The following is a 19,538-nucleotide window of genomic DNA, read 5'->3' as shown; positions in this document are numbered from 1 at the left end:
TCAGCGGCACCGAAGATATCTGCTGGAATTTTTTGTTATGCATTCTTTCAATACTGTTTTCTTGACTAACAAATCATAGAAACTTATTCCACATAAGAAGCTCTAAGTATTTATATGGAAATTACTATGGATAGTTTGATTATGAAAAGTTTGTTTTTTTTGTTCATCACTTTTATTACGATGAACTCTGCATTAGCCCAAAATGATATGGTTTTAGTTATTTCTGATACTAGTTATGCATCTTTACTTGAAAAAGAACTAGAGGTTTACAAAAATGACCTTGAATCAGAAGGTTGGAATGTTAATTTTCTTTTTAAAGATAAAAAATATTATTCATATAGTGAATTCCATAAAGAATTAGTCTTACAACATTCAATACAAAAAATGAAAGGTGTAGTCTTAATTGGCAATTTCCCATATGAAGATGATCATTTAATTAGTTGTAGTGAGTGCACTTTTGCTAATTCATTTTTTTTCTCGATAAAACCAGATTTTTGGGTGAGCCGTATCGATCCTAGCCTGGTAACAAATCTAGATAACGTAGCGCTGCTTAAGAATTACTTTAAGCGGAACCATGAATATCGAAAAAGCAACTATTATTGGAATAACCATATCAATGCAATATCATCAATTGAGTCTTACCATGATACAATTAATTACTATATACATGCTTTATATTCTTTGGGAAGTTATTTACCCAATGTTGTTTATAGTACGGATGATTTTTGGAAAGCTGTGAATGAATCTAACGCAACCATAACTGAAATTAACGTTCATGGTAATAGGGATTTAATTTCTGTAAATAATCAGATTATTAAAGCTGAAGAAATCCTTTACAACTCCCATTCTAAAAGCAGATTTATTGATCTTTATTCTTGTTACGGCGGATTTCCAGATAAGAACAATATTGCCTCTGCATTCCTTTTTTCCCCATTTAGTAGAGTGTTAGCTGTTTCAGCAAGATCTGATCTTGCAAGCATAAATAGCCAAGTACATGCACATTATGTGAACTCAATGAATGTGGTCATAGGTGAAAGTTTCATAAAAAATTATTCTTGGGCAAACCATGCTCTTCCGTACTACAACGGTAGAATTTTATTAGGTGACGGAACTTTAAAGTTGAAAAAATAATTATTTTATGGCGCTGAATGCATAACCGCAGAACTGACCGGCAGCGGCTGTCCCCGTCAAGTGGGATCTTGCGGGCGAGTGAGCCAATGACCACAAAGCCCTCTGGTTTCAGAGATACGGTAACGGAAATGGCTCGTTCCCATACTTTTAGGCCCTGTGGGTCCAAGTGTGGGAACGAGATAAATCAGGGAATTTTTCGGGTTTTCTTGTGTCTGAAATAACACCAACTTAACAGTCGATACTTCAGACCTTATGACTCATCAACCTCAGGACACAGCCATTAAAGCACTTCCGGTAGAGGAGCGCCCCAGGGAAAAGTTGATCTCCCGGGGGCCTGCCGTATTGAGTGATGCCGAGCTACTGGCCATTCTGCTGCGTACTGGCTACAAAGGCACTCATGTGCTGACTCTTGCTAACCAGCTGATTCAGCGCTTTCAGTCGTTAGATGGTTTGCTTTGTGCAACACCTGCGCAATTACAAGCTTTAAAAGGACTTGGGAAAGCGAAGGCGACTGAACTCAGTGCCATTCTCGAAATCTGCCAGAGAGTACTCTCAGAAAAAATGTCTGAGCAGAGCACGATCAACTGCCCGGATGCCACCCGTCAATACCTTCAGCTCCATTTCAGGGGCTGTCAGAGAGAAGAGTTTGCCTGCCTGTTTCTGGACACCCGTCACCGGGTTCTGGCTTTGGAAACCCTCTTTCAGGGCACACTCGATGCAGCGCCTGTCTACCCCAGAGAGGTGGTAAAAAGAGCCCTTGAACTCAACGCGGCGGCGGTTATAGCCAGCCACAATCACCCATCAGGTGATCCGCAGCCCAGCCAGGCTGATATAAGAATTACCGAAGCCCTTAAGAAAGCACTGGCCCTGGTGGATATCAGGCTACTGGACCACATTATTATTGGCAAAGGCGTATCGGCTTCTCTGGCCGAGCAAGGCCTTATGTGAATCTGGCAAGCGATGGGTATAACGATGGGTATAATGCTGAAGAGATCCAATAGACTTCCTGCAACACAAATACGTGATAATCAGATACCCTGACACCACAAATATCGATTTTTACCACTACAGATTCTGTTCAAATCCGTGGATAATTCAGACCGCGACCCTTGAAGAACTGACTCTTTCAGTTTTTCAGGAGCCAGTAAGGAGAAGGCTTTCGAGCCAACAGGCGGAAACGCTTACAGCGCCCAACTTGCACCAAAGCCTTGACTTTGGTATAAAGCGCGGTCTTTGTATATGGGTAGCTGCTGAGAGTTCTGACTCTTAACATTGGGCAGACCTGCCCGAAAAAGAATAACGGAATCCTCCGGCCTCATGGCTGGGTTTTTTTGGTTTGAGAGGCCACTACTATGTCCAAAGTTTGTCAGGTTACCGGCAAGCGCCCGGTTACCGGAAACAACGTTTCCCATGCGCACAACAAGACCAAGCGTCGTTTCGTGCCAAACCTGCACCACAAGCGTTTCTGGGTAGAGAGCGAGAAGCGTTTCGTTCGCCTGCGTATATCTGCTAAAGGCATGCGCATCATCGACAAGAAAGGTATCGACACCGTTCTGTCCGAAATGCGTGCTAACGGTCAAAAAGTTTAAGATAGCGGGAGCAATAAGTCATGGCTAAAGGTATTCGTGAAAAAATCAAGCTGGTTTCATCGGCTGGCACAGGTCACTACTACACCACGACCAAAAACAAGCGTAACACTCCAGACAAGCTGGTGTTCAAAAAGTACGACCCGGTTGTACGCAAGCACGTTGAATATAAAGAATACAAGATCAAGTAAGATCCTGAGTTCTTTCCGGCCCGATGCTCTGTCGGGCCCACTTTTCCTCCTCATGTTCTTCTTACGTTCAAATACATTACGATTTAATATAACCTGCAACTGCTCTGTAACTGAGTTGTCTATTTTGGACCAGTTTGGTCAACCCTCAATCCACCATTCATTCCAAACGTTCCAACACTTACTATCTGGAGTAGTGTCAAAAGAAAAAGACAAGAAAGCCTTTCTCCCGGCAGATCAAGCAAACGGTAGCTTTATGATAAAAGAAATCCGAGTAGAAGACTGGAAAAGCTTCGAAAGCTCGACCCTTTACATAGACCCTCTCACAGTTCTCATCGGCACCAATGCCAGTGGTAAGTCCAATGTAATGGACGCCTTACTATTTCTGAACCTCAGTGCATCAAGCGTGCCTTTGAATGTTATTCTTCAGGGAGACAGTAATTTCCCGGGATTGCGTGGCAGCATAGACTGGGTATGTCGTTCGGGTACAAAACAGTTTGCCTTGGAAGTAAAAGCCTCTGGAAGCAATGAACTCATTGATTATATTTACAGGCTTGAAGTCAATATTGAGGGCTTACCACAAATTGCCTCAGAAAGCTTGAGACGAGTGAAGTACAGACCAGGAGCCCAAGCCATCTCCTCAGATATATTTTTATTCAAAACTGATGATTGCGGACTGGATGCACCTGCTATTACAGCCCGTCTCTACAACAGAAAACAAGGTAAACCCAGACCCTCGGCACGACAATCCACTATTTTGAGTCAGCTACACCCGGAAGCATTCTCTCAAAATCTGAGTAAAGATATTACCGAGGGGGTTGAAGCCGTTATCGGGGCACTAACAAGTATTTTTATTCTTGACCCTATCCCATCTCACATGAGGAATTATGCCCCCTTGTCAAAAGATCTCGATAGCGATGCAGCCAACATGGCCGGAATCATTGCGGCTCTTGATGTACAACAAAAACAGCACATTGAAGAGACATTGACAAAGCATGTCAGTTTATTGCCAGAAAAGAATATTGGTCGGATATACTCTGAAACTGTTGGCCGTTTCAAATCCGATGCCATGTTATATTGTGATGAGTTGTGGGGCGACAAGAAGATTTCCGTTGATGCCAGAGGTATGTCAGATGGTACATTGAGGTTTTTGGCCATACTGGTTGCCTTACTCACCCGCCCCGAGCACAGCCTTCTGGTAGTAGAAGAAATTGATAATGGTCTTCATCCTTCAAGATCCAATGTCCTTTTGAGCGTTTTGAGGTCTATTGGAGAACAACGTCATATCGATATCCTGGTGACCACACACAATCCAGCACTATTGGATAGCCTGGGACAGGAAATGACGCCTTTTATCACGATAAGTCATCGTGATAGTGAGACAGGGCACAGTCGTCTGACTCTTCTGGAAGATTTATCGAAACTCCCCAAACTGCTTGCTATAGGTCCTGTTGGCACTCTTTCAAGCCAGGGAAAGCTTGAACAGGCGCTTCGTCAGGAGCAATTGTCCGGAGGTATAGGTCAGTAATGAGCAGTAAAGTCATTATCTTTGATAAATCTGTACTATGTTGCTGGTTGCAGGTGCCAGGAAAAGATACTTGTGGCCCGGAAGGTGATCGTTGGTACTTTGAACGCATAGAACAAAAAGTGTCAGAAGAGTTACAAGCAGGCAGTACGTTTGTATTACCTTTGGCCACTATTATAGAAACTGGAAATCACATTGCTTTTGCATCAGGTGACAGATATTCATTAGCAAAAAGCCTTTCAAAATATATTCGCAAAGCGGCTACCGATACAGACCCGTGGGCAGCATTTGGCCATCAAACGGAGCTATGGGGAGCAGACAAGCTGATACAACTGGCCGAAACTTGGCCAGATCTCGCTATTCAAGGGTTAGGTATTGGCGATACAACGATAAGAGATGTCGCCGATTATTATGCCAGGACCAACGCCATAGCAGTGGAAATCTTAACTGGAGACAAAGGCCTAAAAAGCCAACAACCTCATAGCCCGGCTATCACACCTAGAAGAAGACGCTGATGAAAGTGAGGCCGATGAAGGGACAGTTAAGTTCGTCAGACTCCTGGCCGATAAACGGCCTTATGGATCTTGAAACCTTTGCCAGCCTCTTCTCAGGCTCACCGTTCAAACCCTTGTTACGACATCGTAATGCCGTGTTGAATGCACTTTTGCACCTCAACCGACAACTTCAAGGTTTTGTGTATGAAAACACGCCGACCCCTTCCAGCAAGCCCTGGATCAAAGAACTCCCACATCAGCTTGAAGCCATGGAGCAAGAAGTGCTGTCCCGGCTGCAAAAACCATCGCTGACAGCTCAACCCAGGGAAGTAATCGCAGATACACTGCAGGCACAGAGCCAGCTCGCCCATCAGATCTTTCGACTTTCAGAACGACTGAGCTACCGCCCCCTTCGATTGCCAGCCGAAATGATTGTTCCGCTGAATAACCTGACCGGGCACTTTGGCAAGACGGCGTATCAATTAAAGCAGGCCGCCATCGAATTAGATGAACTCAGCAAGGGCGGATTCAGAAAGCAGCACAACAAATCTCAAGGTTGCTACAGGAAAAGTCTGGCCTGTGATGTCGATGAGCTCAGTAAGGTCTGTCACGAGATTCGTGAACAAACCTGCCTGACGGAAAGCGAAATAGACCCTGTGGATGTCGCCCTGCTGTTTCTGATTCTGGACGACATCAGTGATCTGTCTTTATGGATGCGTTCTCTGATAACTCATCTGCAAGCCTGATAAAACCCGCTGGCAGACACTATTACCATCATCAACAACTACTCACTTTCAACAACACATTCAATCCGCTTTTTACCGGTACGATCCAGATAGTCCTGAAAATCTTTGGGCAGGCGCCCTGTTGTTGAACCGAACCAGCGCACCGTGTCTCCGGAGTTTGTCTGAAACTCAAAGTTATGTTTGGAGACGTTTCTCTTACGCTTGCCTTCCTTGCCTACCTCTTGCAAAAGATTCAGGTCAGACATCGAGAGGCCTTTGGCCTCCATAACTTTCTTGATCTCTTCTACGCTCTGAAGCTTTTGTTTTCTTTTTATATCAGCGGCTTCTTTTTCCTGATTTTTTTCTTCCAGCACCTCATTCAACCGGTTAATGATGCGCTCCATCTCATCCATACCCATATCCTTGAAGAGAGAACGGATTCTGGTTTTACTACCCAGACGATGCAGAAGTTCATCAAATATATTCATCATCAGACCTCAGTGTATCAAACAAATGCCGTCAGCTTGTGAAGGCACCATTCAGCGTTCACCATAAAACTTGATAAGTCGTTTAATTCTAGGGCGACCCCGACTCATTCGCCATCGATTAGTATCTCTCAGGCTATAGACACAGCCACAATACTCCTGTTGATAGAAATGCTCATCTTTGGAAATTTCAATCATTCTTGAGGCGCCACCCTGTTTGCGCCAATTAACAGTCCAGTACGTCAGGTCCGGATACCGTCCGGCAGCTTCAACGCCGCAGCGATTGATTTGCTCAAGGTTCTTCCAGCGAGAAATACCCAATGTACTGGAGATGAGATTAAACCCATGTTCAAAAGCATACAACGCTGTTCTCTCAAAACGCATCGAAAAGCATATTGAACATCTTTCTCCACGCTCCGGCTCGTCCTCGTAACCCTTAACACGATCAAACCAGTTTTCAGTATCATAGTCGGCATCAATAAAGTTGATGTCATTTTTTTCACAGTAACGCTTGTTCTCTTTTTTCCTTAACTCATATTCTTCCAGAGGATGAATGTTAGGATTATAAAAATATACCGTCTGCTCAAAACCAGAGGCTTTAATGGCACTAATGATTTCGCAGGCGCAAGGTGCACAACAAGAATGCAATAAAATTCTCCTTGAGCCGTTGGGAGACTTCAGGACAGGCCTTTGATAGTTATCTGCAGAGTAGGGTGAATTCATAATATGGATACCTGAATCCAGTCGTAATCATCAGTTAAATAGCAAACGCGTCAATTGAGAAATGCTTTTTTCTTATATCCATGAGTTAAGGTGAGTTCAACGCAGAAAACCTCCAGACATCTTGGCTAACGTCAAGATACCAAACCATAGACAACTACCAAAGGCTTCGTGTCTATGACCAGTGTATTCCGTGATGTCGATGATTTCTGCCTGAGTTTTGCAACCGGGCAGCATAAGCAACTCGTCTGCGATGCCAATAGCGCAAAAGTGATATATCAAAACTGTCGCTCAGTGAAATAATGACCATCATATTCTATTTCCATCAGGGTGCCTTTCGGGAGTTCAGGCATTACCAACAGGTTTGTCATTTATTGATTCAAGGCCAATCATCAATCGAAGACCTGTACCTGGCCTTGTTGAGGAGTCCAATAAAAAACATCTTTATTCAGATGGCCTGAACAGGAGAGTGGATACCCATGCACAGCCTGGACGCCAGAACCACGGATCAAAAGAGGCGGCATATACCCTCACGCAGGGGTTCATCTTCCACCCTAAGTTCGGTGATTTTCACAGTTTGACCACCAACATCCTGATCATTATCAGAGACGGTCATCACATAGTCGCCATCAGCGCTGAAGCTGGCTGACAAGACTTGACCGTGATGGGAAATGATCGCTTTTACTAACCAGGATCCATCGGGCATCTGACCACAGATTTTCGCCGTGCCGTCATCACTGGCAGTCACCACATGTCGACCATCAGTGCTGAAGGTCGCTGAATAGACCCTGCTCTTATGAGAAATGGTCATTTTCTCCTGCCATGTTCCATCGTCCTTCAGGCCATAGATTTTCGCCGTGCCGTCATCACTGGCAGTCGCCACATGCCGACCATCAATGCTGAAGATCGCTGAATAGACCCTGCTCTTATGAGAAATGGTCACTTTCTCCTGCCATGTTCCATCGTCCTTCAGGCCATAGATCTTCGCCATACCATCATAACCGGCAGTCAACACATGGCCGCTATCAGTGCTGATGATAAGTGATAGAATCGAGTGAACATGGGAAATGGTGCCTTTTTCTTCCCATAACCCATCGTCATTCTGACTAGAGATTTTCGCAAAATTATCGACAGCAGTGACCAGGTGGCGGCTATCGGGGCTAAAGCTGGCTAACTTGTCTGACCTCCTGTGGCGGATGCTGGCTTTTGGTTGCCATGATCCGTCAATCTCCAGGCCATGGACTTTCACATTTTGATCTTTACTGGCAGTCACCACAAGGCGGCTATCGGCGCTGAAGCTGGCCGACCTGATTGAATAATTGTGCCGAATGATGGCTTTTGGTTGCCATGAGCCATCGTCCTCCAGGCCGGAGATTTGCGCTGTCTGATTACGATCGCCACCGATGGTCACCATATGGCGACCCTGGGCGCTAAAGGTCGCTGGATGAAAGAAATTCTGATTGGGAATCATGGTTTTTTTTACCCATGTACCATCGGCTTCCAGACCGCTGACTATCGCCATGTCATCTTGACTGTTGGTTACCAAATAGCAACCATCAGGACTGAAGGCGGCTGAATGAATAGCGTCCTCATGAACAATAATGGCTTCTCGCTCCCATGAACCATCGGCCTTTTGACCATAGATTTGCGCTCTGCCGTCGTAATCGAAAATAACCACACGGCGGCCATCGGCGCTGAGGCTGGCATCATATGATGTATCCTCCTGATTAATGACGACTTTTGGTTTCCATGATCCATCGGCCTCCAAGCCAAAGATTCTCGCCGTGCCATCCTGACTGGCAGTCACCGCGTGGCTGGCATCAGCGGTGAAACTGGCCGAGTTGACGCGGCTATCATGTGAAATAGTGGCTTTTGTAGCTAATTTGAAGGTTCTGGATTGAGACTTTCGTTCGGTATTAGTGAAATGAAGCAGAGCAGGAAAATGAGGATCGCTTCGGTGTTGTATCAGTGATTCGATTAAATCTTTATCGTTTATAAACCGCTCCATCCAACAACGGAGCTGATCGTCATCTTTTGAAGTGATGATTGTCTTAAGCTGAAGCTGGTGTGATGAAGGAAAACGGCGATACCACCCCTTTGCCAGCGCATTATCTTCTTGAATCACTTCTCGAAAGTGGGTAGATACCTGTTTTAAACGGGCAATATCTCTAAGCCTCAAACAGCCAATAATTTTCAAATGCTTGTCGACGGACAAATCGAGTAGTGAAGGTTTACTCTCGTCAGATACACTGATATTTCTGCCCTCACTGACACCCGTCGGAGCTTGCGCCAATATAGACTGATAGCGTTCTGGTGGAGGTAAACCACCGGTGGTGCCGTTATTTTCTAGTCCATTCATGTTCGGAATCCTCAAAGTCAGTATTTGTTCTTGATTAGAAAGAAAATTCAAAATTAATGCGGTAATGTAGAGTTGGGTTAAGGATGAAAGTTCATAACATGTTGTTAAGAACAACTAACAAAAATGCCGCCATGCATTTTCAGTGTTTTCTCCGCAACAAATGATAAACAGAACGGATGGATGTTGCTCAGGGTCGAGGGACCACCGTGCACAGCGTGGAAGCCAGAGTGTCATAGATCAAAAGAGGCGGCATATACCCTCACGCAGGGGTTCATCTTCCACCCTAAGTTCGGTGATTTTCACAGTTTGACCACCAACATCCTGATCATTATCAGAGACGGTCATCACATAGTCGCCATCAGCGCTGAAGCTGGCTGACAAGACTTGACCGTGATGGGAAATGATCGCTTTTACTAACCAGGATCCATCGGGCATCTGACCACAGATTTTCGCCGTGCCGTCATCACTGGCAGTCACCACATGTCGACCATCAGTGCTGAAGGTCGCTGAATAGACCCTGCTCTTATGAGAAACGGTCATTTTCTCCTGCCATGTTCCGTCGTCCTTCAAGCCATAGATTTTCGCCGTGCCGTCACCACTGGCAGTCGCCACATGCCGACCATCAGCGCTGAAGGTCGCTGAATAGACCATGCTCTTATGAGAAATGGTCATTTTCTCCTGCCATGCTCCATCGTCCTTCAGGCCATAGATCTTCGCCATACCATCATCACTGGCAGTCAACACATGACGGCTATCAGTGCTGATGATGAGTGATAGAATCCCATGATAGGAAATGATGCCTTTTTCTTCCCATAATCCATCGTCATTCTGACTAGAGATTTTCGCAAATAAATCGTCAGCAGTGACCAGGTGGCGGCCATCGGGGCTGAAGCTGGCTAACTTGACTGACCTCCTGTGGCGGATGCTGGTTTTTAGTTGCCATGATCCGTCAATCTCCAGGCCATGGACTTTGGCATTGCTATCGTTACTGACAGTCACCAGAAGGCGGCTATCGGCGCTGAAGCTGGCCGAACTGATTGAATAATTGTGCCGAATGATGGCTTTTGGTTGCCATGAGCCATCGTCCTCCAGGCCGGAGATTTGCGCTGTACGATCGCGACCGATGGTCACCATATAGCGACCCTGGGCACTAAAGGTCGCTGAATGAAAGCATTTCTGATTGGGAATCATGGTTTTTTTTACCCATTTACCATCATCTTCCAGACCGCTGACTATCGCCATGCCATCTTGACTGTTGGTTACCAAATAGCAACCATCAGGACTGAAGGCGGCTGAATGGACAGCGTCCTCATGAACAGTAATGACTTCTCGTTCCCATGAACCATCGGCCATTTGACCATAGATTTGTGCTGTGCCGTCGTAATCGAAAATAACCACACGGCGGCCATCGGCGCTCAAGCTGGCATCATATGATGTATCCTCCTGATTAATGACGACTTTTGGTTTCCATGATCCATCGGCCTCCAGGCCAAAGATTCTCGCCGTGCCATCCTGACTGGCAGTCACCGCGTGGCTGGCATCAGCGGTGAAACTGGCCGAGTTGACGCGGCTATCATGTGAAATAGTGGCTTTTGTAGCTAATTTGAAGGTTCTAGATTGAGACTTTCGTTCGGTTTTAGTGAAATGAAGCAGAGCAGGTAAATGAGGACTGCTTCGGTGTTGTATGAGTGATTCGATTAAATCTTTATCGTTTATAAACCGCTCCATCCAACAACGGAGCTGATCGTCATCTTTTGAAGTGATGGTTGTGTTAAGCAGAAACTGGTGTGGTGAAGGAAAACGGCGATACCAGGCCTTTGCCAGCGCATTATCTTCTTGAATCACTTCTCGAAAGTAGGTAGATACCTGTTTTAAACGGACAATATCTCTAAGCCCCAAACAGCCAATAATTTTCAAATGAGTGTCGACGGACAAATTGAGTAGTGAAGGTTTACTCTCGTCAGATACAGTGATAATTCTGCCCTCACTGACTCCCGTTGGAGCTTGCGCCGATATAGAGTGATAGGGTTCTGGTGGAGGTGAACCGCCGACTGTGCCGTTATTTTCCAGTCTATTCATGCTCGGATCTTCGAAGTGAGTATTTGTTCTCGATTAGAAAGAAAATTCAAAATTAATGCGATAATGTAGAGTCGTTTTAAGGATAAAAGTTCATAACATGTTGTTAAGAACAACTAACAAAAATGCTACCAGCCCATGGATTTTCCTTGTCTTTCTCCACAACAAATGATTAACAGACTGGATGACACATACTGAAGACATTTTTTGTTCAATTACCCTGAACAGAGGTATGGATAACCGTGCACAGCGCGGGAAACCTAGGAGCCTGACCGAGAATAGCGCAACCAGACCAACAGAAGTTTTCCCAAATCTTAAAATGAGCAAAAAATATCCAATTATTAGTGGGATTTTGCTCATTTTTGCATATTTATGCCTTCTCACAGCCTCTATGCTGCCTTTTTAGCCTCTTTCAAATCTTCGAGACGGATTGACCTCGTGGAAGCCGCTTTTACAAATTTTTTGATATTATGCGCAGTGCATACCAGTGAAAATTCCGCTGAAACTTTTTCTTTGCCGCGGAGACTGAACCCTCGGAAACCAGATTCTTTTATCTGTCCAAATGGTGGCTCCGCAATAACTTTACGACGCTCATATATGGCTTTCGCACCGGCTGTCTCCATTTTCTTATTCATAGCCTGACGTGCTTTTTCAAACTTATCGGTACGGATAACCCTGCCAGCCTCTTTCTTTGAATCACTGCAATTCCGACGATAAGGGCATTCCCTGCATACCGTCTTGTTTGCCCGGTAGCTTTTTCTTTTGCTTTTGCTGGCCGGGTTCGTTACCAGCTTTTCCCCTGCCGGACAGATAAATACATCAGCTTCGGAATCATACGCAAAATCCGCTTTGACAAACTTCCTGTCAGAGCTTTCAAGGTCGTCAGCGGCAGGCTTCTCCGCCTTGTCGGTTGCGATATAGGCATCAATCTCATGTCGCTCGACTGTATGTAAGTTTGACCCTGAAAAGTAACCATTATCCATACTCCACTTATCTACAGCCGCGCCATCAGTGGCTCCTGATAATGCCCTCAGCGCCGGCTCCACTTCCTGTACATCGTTGGCGTGTTGGCTGACATGCTGGCCAACAATGATCTGGTTATCGGAATCAACTGTAATTTGAGCATTGTAGCTGTACTCACAATACCCCTTCTTGCTCATCACGCGGGCATCGTGATCTGCAAAACTGATCTGCTTTTTGTCGTCTATTGGTTTGTCTGGATTTAAAGCTTTTTCACGTTCTTCAAGTGCTTTCTTGGCCTCTTTGATTTTTTTCAGGCGCTCTTCTTTAAACTGGAGGTCTTCAGGAATGCTGTAACCATTGGTTGCTTTGTAGGCGTCATCTTCTTCCTGATCACACTGACTGGCTTTTTTGATCAGCTCATCCACTTCGGCACTGAGTTCTGCCTCTTTCGCTTTGAGCCTCCCGTAGCTCATGGCCTTGTGTTTTGAGCTGTTGGCTTTGAACTTGGAGCCGTCCAGGCTGATATGACCCAGTGATGCCATTTTGAGTTCAATGGCCAGTTTGACTGACTGTTTGAAGCAGTCATGGAAAAACGACAGATTATCCTTACGAAAGTCACCAAGAACCCTGAAATTCGGGCAGTTCATTTGTGAGATATACATGAACGCCAAGTCTTGTCGACACCGTCGCTCAATCTCACGGGAACTGAAAACACCATGGCTGTACGCGTAGATCAGAATAGCGACAATGAGCTTTGGAGGGTATGCGTGCTGACCAAGGTGGTGATATTTTTTTTCGACTTCAGACGTATTAATGTTCTGAAAAATGCTTTCATAAATAAAACAATCATGATCTTTGGGAAGCAAATCGAAAACGTTGGTTGGGAACAGCAGATGCTGATCAAACTCAACAGGACTGTCCTTAAACTTTGGTGGTGGTGACATTTGGCATAATCAGAGTTGGTTTAAGGCTTATCATAACAGATAAGCCTATTCTCGGTCAGGCTCCTAGCAGCCTGTCGGACTTAAGCGTCCGTAGCGAGGATTGCAAGAAATTGAGGATAAAAATCTCTGTTTCCGAGGAGAATAGCGAGCTATTTGACGAAGAAACAGGGATTTTTAGACCAATTTATTGCAACCGCAGTAGGACAGTCTTAAGTCCGACAGGCTGCTAGAGTCATAGATCAAAGGAGGCGACATATATCCTCAAGAATGTCATCTTCCATAGAAAGCTTGGTGATTTTCACGGTTTGACTAGCACGATTGTCCCAATCATTGTCAGCGACGGTCATCACATACTCGCCATCGGCGCTGAAGGTGGCTGATCTGACGCGACCAGCATGTGAAATGGTCGCTTTTACGAACCAGGATCCATCGAGCATCTGACCACAGATTTTTGCCGTGCCGTCTTTACTGGCAGTCACCACATGTCGGCCATCAGTGCTGATGGACGCTGAATTGACCCTCCCCTTATGAGAAATGGTCACTTTCTCCTGCCACGATCCATCGCCCTTCAGGCCATAGATCTTCGCCTTATCGCCACCGAAAGTCACCAAATAGCGGCTATCAGAACTGAAAGTCGCCGATATTATCGTATCATCATGGAAAATAGTATCCTTTTTCTCCCATGACCCATCGGCCTTCAGGCCATAGATTTTCGCCGTTTTATAAGCACTGGCAGTCAGCACATGGCGGCTATCAGCGCTGAAGATAACTGATAGAAAACTTTTACGAGGAATGGTGGCTTTTTCTTCCCATCCATCGTCCTTCAGACTATAGATTTTTGCAAAATTATGTCTGGCAGTGACCAGGTGGCGGCTATCGGGGCTGAAGCGACCAAAGGGGCTGAAGTGGATTGATGAATACGAAAGATCATGGTACAGGGTGGCTTGTTCTTGCCATGATCCGTCTATATCCTGGCCATGGACTTTCGCATTGCGATCGCCACTGACAGTCAACACAAGGCGGCCATTGGGGCTAAAGCTAGTTGACACGACTAAACTATTGTGCCGAATGATGGCTTTTGGTTCCCACGATCCATCGTCCTCCAGACCGTAGATTCGCGCTGTCTGATCGTTACTGATGATCGCCACATTGCGACCGTCGGAGCTAATGATCGTTGAATACAAGCCTTGCTGATCGGGAATGCTGGCTTTTATTTTCCATTTACCATCGGTCTCCAGGCCATAGATTCTTGCCCCACTCCTAGAGCTGGTTACCAAATAACAACCATCGGGACTGAAGGTAGCTGAATAGACAGCGTCCTCATGAACAAGAACGGCTTTTCGTTCCCATGAACCATCGGCCTCTTGACCATAGATACGCACTGTGCGGTCGTAACCGGAGACTGCCACACGGCGGCCATTGGCGCTGAATCTGGCTGAACATCTTAGATGGCTTTGATGACTGAGGACTTTTGGTATCCACGATCCATCGGCCTCCAGGCCAAAGACTCTCGCCACGCCGTCTTGACCGGCAGTCACCATGTGGCTGGCATCAGCACTGAAACTGGCTGAGTTGACAGGCCTATCGTGTGAAATAGTGGCTTTTGTAGCTAAGTTAAATCTCCAAAATTTTGACTTTCGTTCGGTATTAGTGAAATGAAGCAGAGCAGGTAAATGAGGACTGCTTCGGCGTTGTATGAGTGATTCGATTAAATCTTTATCGTTTATAAACCGCTCCATCCAACAACGGAGCTGATCATCATTTTTTGAAGTGACGATTGTGTTAAGCAGAAACTGGTGTGATGAAGGAAAACGGCGGTACCACGCTTTTGCCAGCGCATTATCTTCTTGAATCACTTCTCGAAAGTAGGTAGATACCTGTTTTAAACGGACAATATCTCTAAGCCTCAAACAGCCAATAATTTTCAAATGTGTGTCAACGGATAAATTGAGTAGTGAAGGTTTACTCTCGTCAGATACAGTGATATTTCTGCCCTCACTGACCCCCTCTGGTGCTCGCTCCGATATAGATTGATGAGGTCTCAGGGGAGCTGGACTGCCAACGGTGCCGTTATTATTTACTCTATTCATGTTCGGAATCTTCGAAGTGATTATTTGTTCTCGATTAGAAAGAAAATTCAAAATTAATTCGGTAATGTGAAGTCGGTTTAAGGATGAAAGTTCATAACATGTTGTTAAGAATAACTAACAAAAATGCCGCCATGCATTTTCAGTGTTTTCTCCACAACAAGTGATAAACAGAACGGATAAATGTTGCTCAGGGTCGAAGGACCACCTTGCACAGCGTGGAAGCCAGAGTGTCATAGATCAAAAGAGGCGACATATGTCCTCACGCAGGGGTTCATCTTCCACCCAAAGTTCGGTGATTTTCACGGTTTGACCACAATTATTACTATGATCATTGTCAGCGACGGTCATCACATAGTCGCCATCGGCGCTGAAAATGGCTGATCTGACGGGACCAGCATGGGAAATGGTCGCTTTTACGAACCAGGTTCCGTCGAGCATCTGACCACAGATTTTCGCCGTGCCGTCTTTACTGGCAGTCACCACATGTCGCCCATCAGTGCTGAAGGTCGCTGAATTGACCCAGCTACTATGAGAAATGGTCACTTTCTTCTCCCATGACCCATCGTCCTTCAGGCCGTAGATCTTCGCCTTACCATCACAACTGGCGGTCAGCACATGGCAGCCATCAGAGCTAAAGGTCGCCAATCTAACCCCATCTCCATGGAAAACGGTCTCTTTTTTTTCCCATGATCCATCGGCTTTCAGTCCATAGATTTCCGCCGTTTTATCAGCACAGGTGGTCACCATATGACGGCTATCAGAACTGAAGGTAAGTGATCGAATCGAACGATTATGGAAAATGATGCCTTTTTCCTCCCATAATCCATCGTCCCTTTGACAATAGATATTCGCAACCCAATCGTCACGAGTCACCACGTACCGACTATCGGGGCTGAAGCAGGCTGATGCAGCCGAGTGATAATGGTGTAAGGTGGCTTGTTGTTGCCATGATCCATCTATCTCCTGGCCATGGACTTTCACATTGCGATCACCACTGACAGTCACCACAAGGCGGGCATCTGGGCTGAAGCTAGCAAACCTGACTAAACTGTTGTGCCGAATGATGGCTTTTGGTTCCCACGATCCATCGTCCTCCAGACCGAAGATTCGCACTGTCTGATTGTTGCCGATGATCGCCATATTGCGACCGTCGGAGCTAATGATCGGTGAATGCAAGCCTTGCTGATCGGGAATGCTGGCTTTTATTTTCCATTTACCATCGGCCTCCAGGCCATAGATTCCCGCCCTTCTCCAAGAGCTGGTTACCAAATAACAACCATCGAGACTGAAGGTAGCTGAATAGACAGGGGCCTCATGAACAATAACGGCTTTTCGTTCCCATGAACCATCAGCCTCTTGATCATAGATACGCGCTGTGCGGTCGTCACCGAAGACTGCCACACGGCGGCCATTGGCGCTGAATCTGGCTGAACATGTTTCATCGCTATGATTTAAGACCTTTGCTATCCACGATCCATCGGCCTCCAGGCCAAAGACTCTCGCCGCGCCGTCTTGACCGGCTGTCACCATGTGGCTGGCATCCGCGCTGAAACTTGCTGAGTTGACAGGCCTATCGTGTGAAATAGTGGCTTTTGTAGATAAGTTAAATATTCTAAATTTTGTCTTTCGTTCAGTGTTAGTGAAATGAAGCAGAGCAGGTAAATGAGGACTGCTTCGGCGTTGTATGAGTGATTCGATTAAATCTTTATCGTTTATAAACCGCTCCATCCAACAACGGAGCTGATCATCATCTTTTGAAGTGACGATTGTGTTAAGCAGAAACTGGTGTGATGCAGGAAAACGGCGATACCACGCCTTTGCCAGTGCATTATCTTCTTGAATCACTTCCCGAAAGTAGCTAGATACCTGTTTTAAACGGGCAATATCTCTAAGCCTCAAACAGCCAATAATTTTCAAATGCGTGTCGACCGACAAATTGAGTAGTGAAGGTTTACTCTCGTCAGATACATTGATGTTTCTGCCCTTACTGACTCCCTTCGGTGCTCGCGCCGATATAGATTCATGAGGTCTCAGGGGAACTGGACTGCCAAGGGTGCCGTTATTATTTACTCTATTCATGCTCGGAATCTTCAAAGTGAGTATTTGTTCTCGATTAGAAAGAAAATTCAAAATTAATGAGGCAAAATTAATGAGGCAATATAGAGTCGGTCTAAGGATAAAAGTTCATAACATGTTGGTAAGAACAACTAACAAAAATGCTGCCATGCATTTTCAGTGTTTTTCTCCGCAACCAATGATAAACAGAACGAATGGATGTTACTCAGGGTCTATTGAGGAGTGTCATGAATCATAAGAGGCGACATATATCCTCAAAGGGATCATCTTCCACCCAAAGTTCGGTGATTTTCACGGTTTGACCACGAGTATCGTCCCAATCATTGTCAGCGACGGTCATCACATAGTCGCCATCGGCGCTGAAAGTGGCTGATCTGACGCAACCAGCATGGTAAATGATCGCTTTTACTAACCAGGTTCCATCAAGCACCTGACCACAAATTTTCGCCGTACCGTCACGACTAGCAGTCACCACATGTCGGCCATCAGTGCTGAAGGTCGCTGAACTGAGCCACATCCTATGAGAAATGGTCACTTTCTCCTCCCATGCCCCTTCGGCATTCAGGCCATAGATCTTCGCCATACCATCAACACTGGCAGTCACCACATGGCAGCCATCGGGGCTGAAAATCGCTGAAATGACCCAATTCCTATGAGAAATGGTTACTTCCTCCTCCCATGACCCATCGTCATTCAGGCCACAGATTTTCGCCGTTTTATCAGCACTGGCAGTCACCACATGGCAACTATCAGCGCTGAAGTTAAGTGATCGAATCGAACCATTGTGGGAAATGATGCCTTTTTCTTCCCATAATCCGCCCTCCTTCAGACTAAATATTTTCACAAAATTATCGTCACCGACAGTCACCACGTGGCGGCTATCGGGGCTGAAGTGGGCTGATTTGACCGGGGGAACATGGGGTAGAGTAGCCTCTTCTTGCCACAGCCCGCCTATCTCCTTGCCATGGACTGTCGCATTGTGCTCTCTACTGACAGTCACGACATGACGGCAATCGGCGCTAAAGCAGGCTGACCTGACTGTATTATTGTGGCGAATAATGGCTACCCATTGCCATAATCCATCGTCCTCCAGACCTAAGATGTGGGCTGTGTGATCTTCAGCGATCATCACCAAATAGCGACCATCGGCACTGAAATTCACCAAAGCATTGGAATTGTGACCGAGAATAATGAGTTTTTTACCCATGAACCATTACTCTCCAGACCGGAGATTATCGCCTTTCTATCCCAACTGCTGGTTACCAAATAACAACCATCGGGACTGAAGGTGGCTGAAGAGACAGTGCTCCCATGAACGATAATGAGTTTTCGTTCCCATGAGCCATCGGCCTCTTGACCATAGATACGCGCTGTGACGTCGTAGCCGAAGATTACCACACGGCGGCCATTGGCACTGAAACTGGCTGAACAGCCAAAATCGCTTTGATGAGTGAGGACTTTTGGTATCCACGATCCATCGGCCTCCAGGCCAAAGACTCTCGCCACGCCGCCTTGACCGGCAGTCACCACGTGGCTGGCATCAGCACTGAAACTGGCTGAGTTGACAGGCCTATTATGTGAAATAGTGGCTTTTGTAGCTAATTCAAATGTCCAAAATTTAGACTTTCGTTCGGTATTAGTGAAATGAAGCACAGCAGGTAAATGAGGACTGCCTCGGCGTTCTATAAGTGAATCGATTAAATCCTTATCATTTATAAACCGCTCCATCCAACAACGGAGCTGTTCATCATCTTTTGAAGTGACGATTGTCCTGAGTAGCAACTGATGTGATGAAGGAAAACGGCGATACCACGCCTTTGCCAACGCATTATCTTCTTGAATCACTTCCCGAAAGTAGGTAGATACCTGTTTTAAACGGGCAATATCTCTAAGCCTCAGACAGCCAATAATTTTCAAATGCGTGTCGACCGACAAATTGAGTAGTGCGGGTTTACTCTCGTCAGATACATTGATGTTTCTGCCCTTACTGACTCCCTTCGGTGCTCGCGCCGATATAGATTCATGAGGTCTCAGGGGAACTGGACTGCCAAGGGTGCCGTTATTATTTACTCTATTCATGCTTGGAATCTTCGAAGTGAGTATTTGTTCTCGATTAGAAAGAAAATTCAAAATTAATGAGGCAATGTAGAGTCGGTCTAAGGATAAAAGTTCATAA

At 45.8% G+C, this 19,538-nt stretch carries 16 protein-coding genes; 7 read left to right on the top strand and 9 right to left on the bottom strand.

The window, feature by feature from the left end; translation table 11 throughout:
* Positions 1-126 precede the first annotated feature (126 nt).
* From ACOJUN_RS08365 to ACOJUN_RS08335, 7 genes are all read left to right on the top strand, one after another.
* The gene (locus tag ACOJUN_RS08365; RefSeq protein ID WP_422136195.1) at positions 127-1,131 is read left to right on the top strand and encodes a hypothetical protein; all 1,005 of its coding nucleotides are present in this window, start codon (positions 127-129) and stop codon (positions 1,129-1,131) included.
* A gap of 252 nt (positions 1,132-1,383) precedes the next feature.
* The gene (gene radC, locus ACOJUN_RS08360) at positions 1,384-2,079 is read left to right on the top strand and encodes a RadC family protein (protein WP_422136194.1); all 696 of its coding nucleotides are present in this window, start codon (positions 1,384-1,386) and stop codon (positions 2,077-2,079) included.
* Between the two features lie 404 nt (positions 2,080-2,483).
* The gene (gene rpmB, locus ACOJUN_RS08355; RefSeq protein WP_422136193.1) at positions 2,484-2,720 is read left to right on the top strand and encodes a 50S ribosomal protein L28; all 237 of its coding nucleotides are present in this window, start codon (positions 2,484-2,486) and stop codon (positions 2,718-2,720) included.
* Between the two features lie 20 nt (positions 2,721-2,740).
* Positions 2,741-2,908 (top strand): 50S ribosomal protein L33, encoded by a 168-nt coding sequence (gene rpmG, locus ACOJUN_RS08350; protein ID WP_034834535.1) that lies wholly within the window; start codon positions 2,741-2,743, stop codon positions 2,906-2,908.
* A gap of 52 nt (positions 2,909-2,960) precedes the next feature.
* Complete coding sequence (locus tag ACOJUN_RS08345) at positions 2,961-4,433, top strand: AAA family ATPase (RefSeq protein ID WP_422136192.1); 1,473 nt, start codon at positions 2,961-2,963, stop codon at positions 4,431-4,433.
* Entirely contained in the window at positions 4,433-4,945 is a 513-nt protein-coding gene (locus tag ACOJUN_RS08340) for a hypothetical protein (RefSeq protein WP_422136191.1), read from the top strand. The genes ACOJUN_RS08345 and ACOJUN_RS08340 overlap by 1 nt, the downstream gene beginning before the upstream one ends.
* Positions 4,946-4,959: 14 nt before the next feature.
* The gene (locus ACOJUN_RS08335; protein ID WP_422136190.1) at positions 4,960-5,670 is read left to right on the top strand and encodes a DUF47 family protein; all 711 of its coding nucleotides are present in this window, start codon (positions 4,960-4,962) and stop codon (positions 5,668-5,670) included.
* Between the two features lie 38 nt (positions 5,671-5,708).
* Here ACOJUN_RS08335 and ACOJUN_RS08330 read toward each other — a convergent pair whose 3' ends face one another.
* From ACOJUN_RS08330 to ACOJUN_RS08290, 9 genes are all read right to left on the bottom strand, one after another.
* Complete coding sequence (locus ACOJUN_RS08330; RefSeq protein WP_422136189.1) at positions 5,709-6,140, bottom strand: hypothetical protein; 432 nt, start codon at positions 6,138-6,140, stop codon at positions 5,709-5,711.
* Positions 6,141-6,188: 48 nt separating this feature from the next.
* Positions 6,189-6,857 (bottom strand): epoxyqueuosine reductase QueH, encoded by a 669-nt coding sequence (locus tag ACOJUN_RS08325; protein ID WP_422136188.1) that lies wholly within the window; start codon positions 6,855-6,857, stop codon positions 6,189-6,191.
* 505 nt (positions 6,858-7,362) lie between these two features.
* Complete coding sequence (locus ACOJUN_RS08320; protein ID WP_422136187.1) at positions 7,363-9,213, bottom strand: F-box/WD repeat-containing protein; 1,851 nt, start codon at positions 9,211-9,213, stop codon at positions 7,363-7,365.
* Positions 9,214-9,450: 237 nt separating this feature from the next.
* Positions 9,451-11,292 (bottom strand): F-box/WD repeat-containing protein, encoded by a 1,842-nt coding sequence (locus tag ACOJUN_RS08315; protein WP_422136186.1) that lies wholly within the window; start codon positions 11,290-11,292, stop codon positions 9,451-9,453.
* A gap of 386 nt (positions 11,293-11,678) precedes the next feature.
* Positions 11,679-13,196, bottom strand: a complete 1,518-nt coding sequence (locus ACOJUN_RS08310) for an IS1182 family transposase (RefSeq protein ID WP_422132798.1) — start codon at positions 13,194-13,196, stop codon at positions 11,679-11,681.
* Between the two features lie 239 nt (positions 13,197-13,435).
* A complete protein-coding gene (locus ACOJUN_RS08305; protein WP_422136185.1) occupies positions 13,436-15,286 on the bottom strand; it encodes an F-box/WD repeat-containing protein in 1,851 nt (616 codons plus the stop codon).
* A 237-nt stretch (positions 15,287-15,523) separates the two neighbouring features.
* Positions 15,524-17,365: a hypothetical protein gene (locus ACOJUN_RS08300; RefSeq protein WP_422136184.1), complete on the bottom strand. Its 1,842-nt coding sequence runs from the start codon at positions 17,363-17,365 to the stop codon at positions 15,524-15,526.
* 229 nt (positions 17,366-17,594) lie between these two features.
* Positions 17,595-18,569, bottom strand: a complete 975-nt coding sequence (locus ACOJUN_RS08295) for a WD40 repeat domain-containing protein (protein ID WP_422136183.1) — start codon at positions 18,567-18,569, stop codon at positions 17,595-17,597.
* Positions 18,521-19,441, bottom strand: a complete 921-nt coding sequence (locus ACOJUN_RS08290) for an F-box/WD repeat-containing protein (protein WP_422136182.1) — start codon at positions 19,439-19,441, stop codon at positions 18,521-18,523. Before ACOJUN_RS08290 ends, ACOJUN_RS08295 begins: the two co-directional genes overlap by 49 nt.
* Positions 19,442-19,538: the final 97 nt, after the last annotated feature.

The sequence above is a fragment of the Endozoicomonas sp. ALD040 genome, assembly GCF_049275945.1.
Classification (GTDB): Bacteria; Pseudomonadota; Gammaproteobacteria; order Pseudomonadales; family Endozoicomonadaceae; genus Endozoicomonas_A.
The sequence above is the reverse complement of the archived record's forward strand: the minus strand, read 5'-3'. Positions and strand labels throughout refer to the sequence as shown.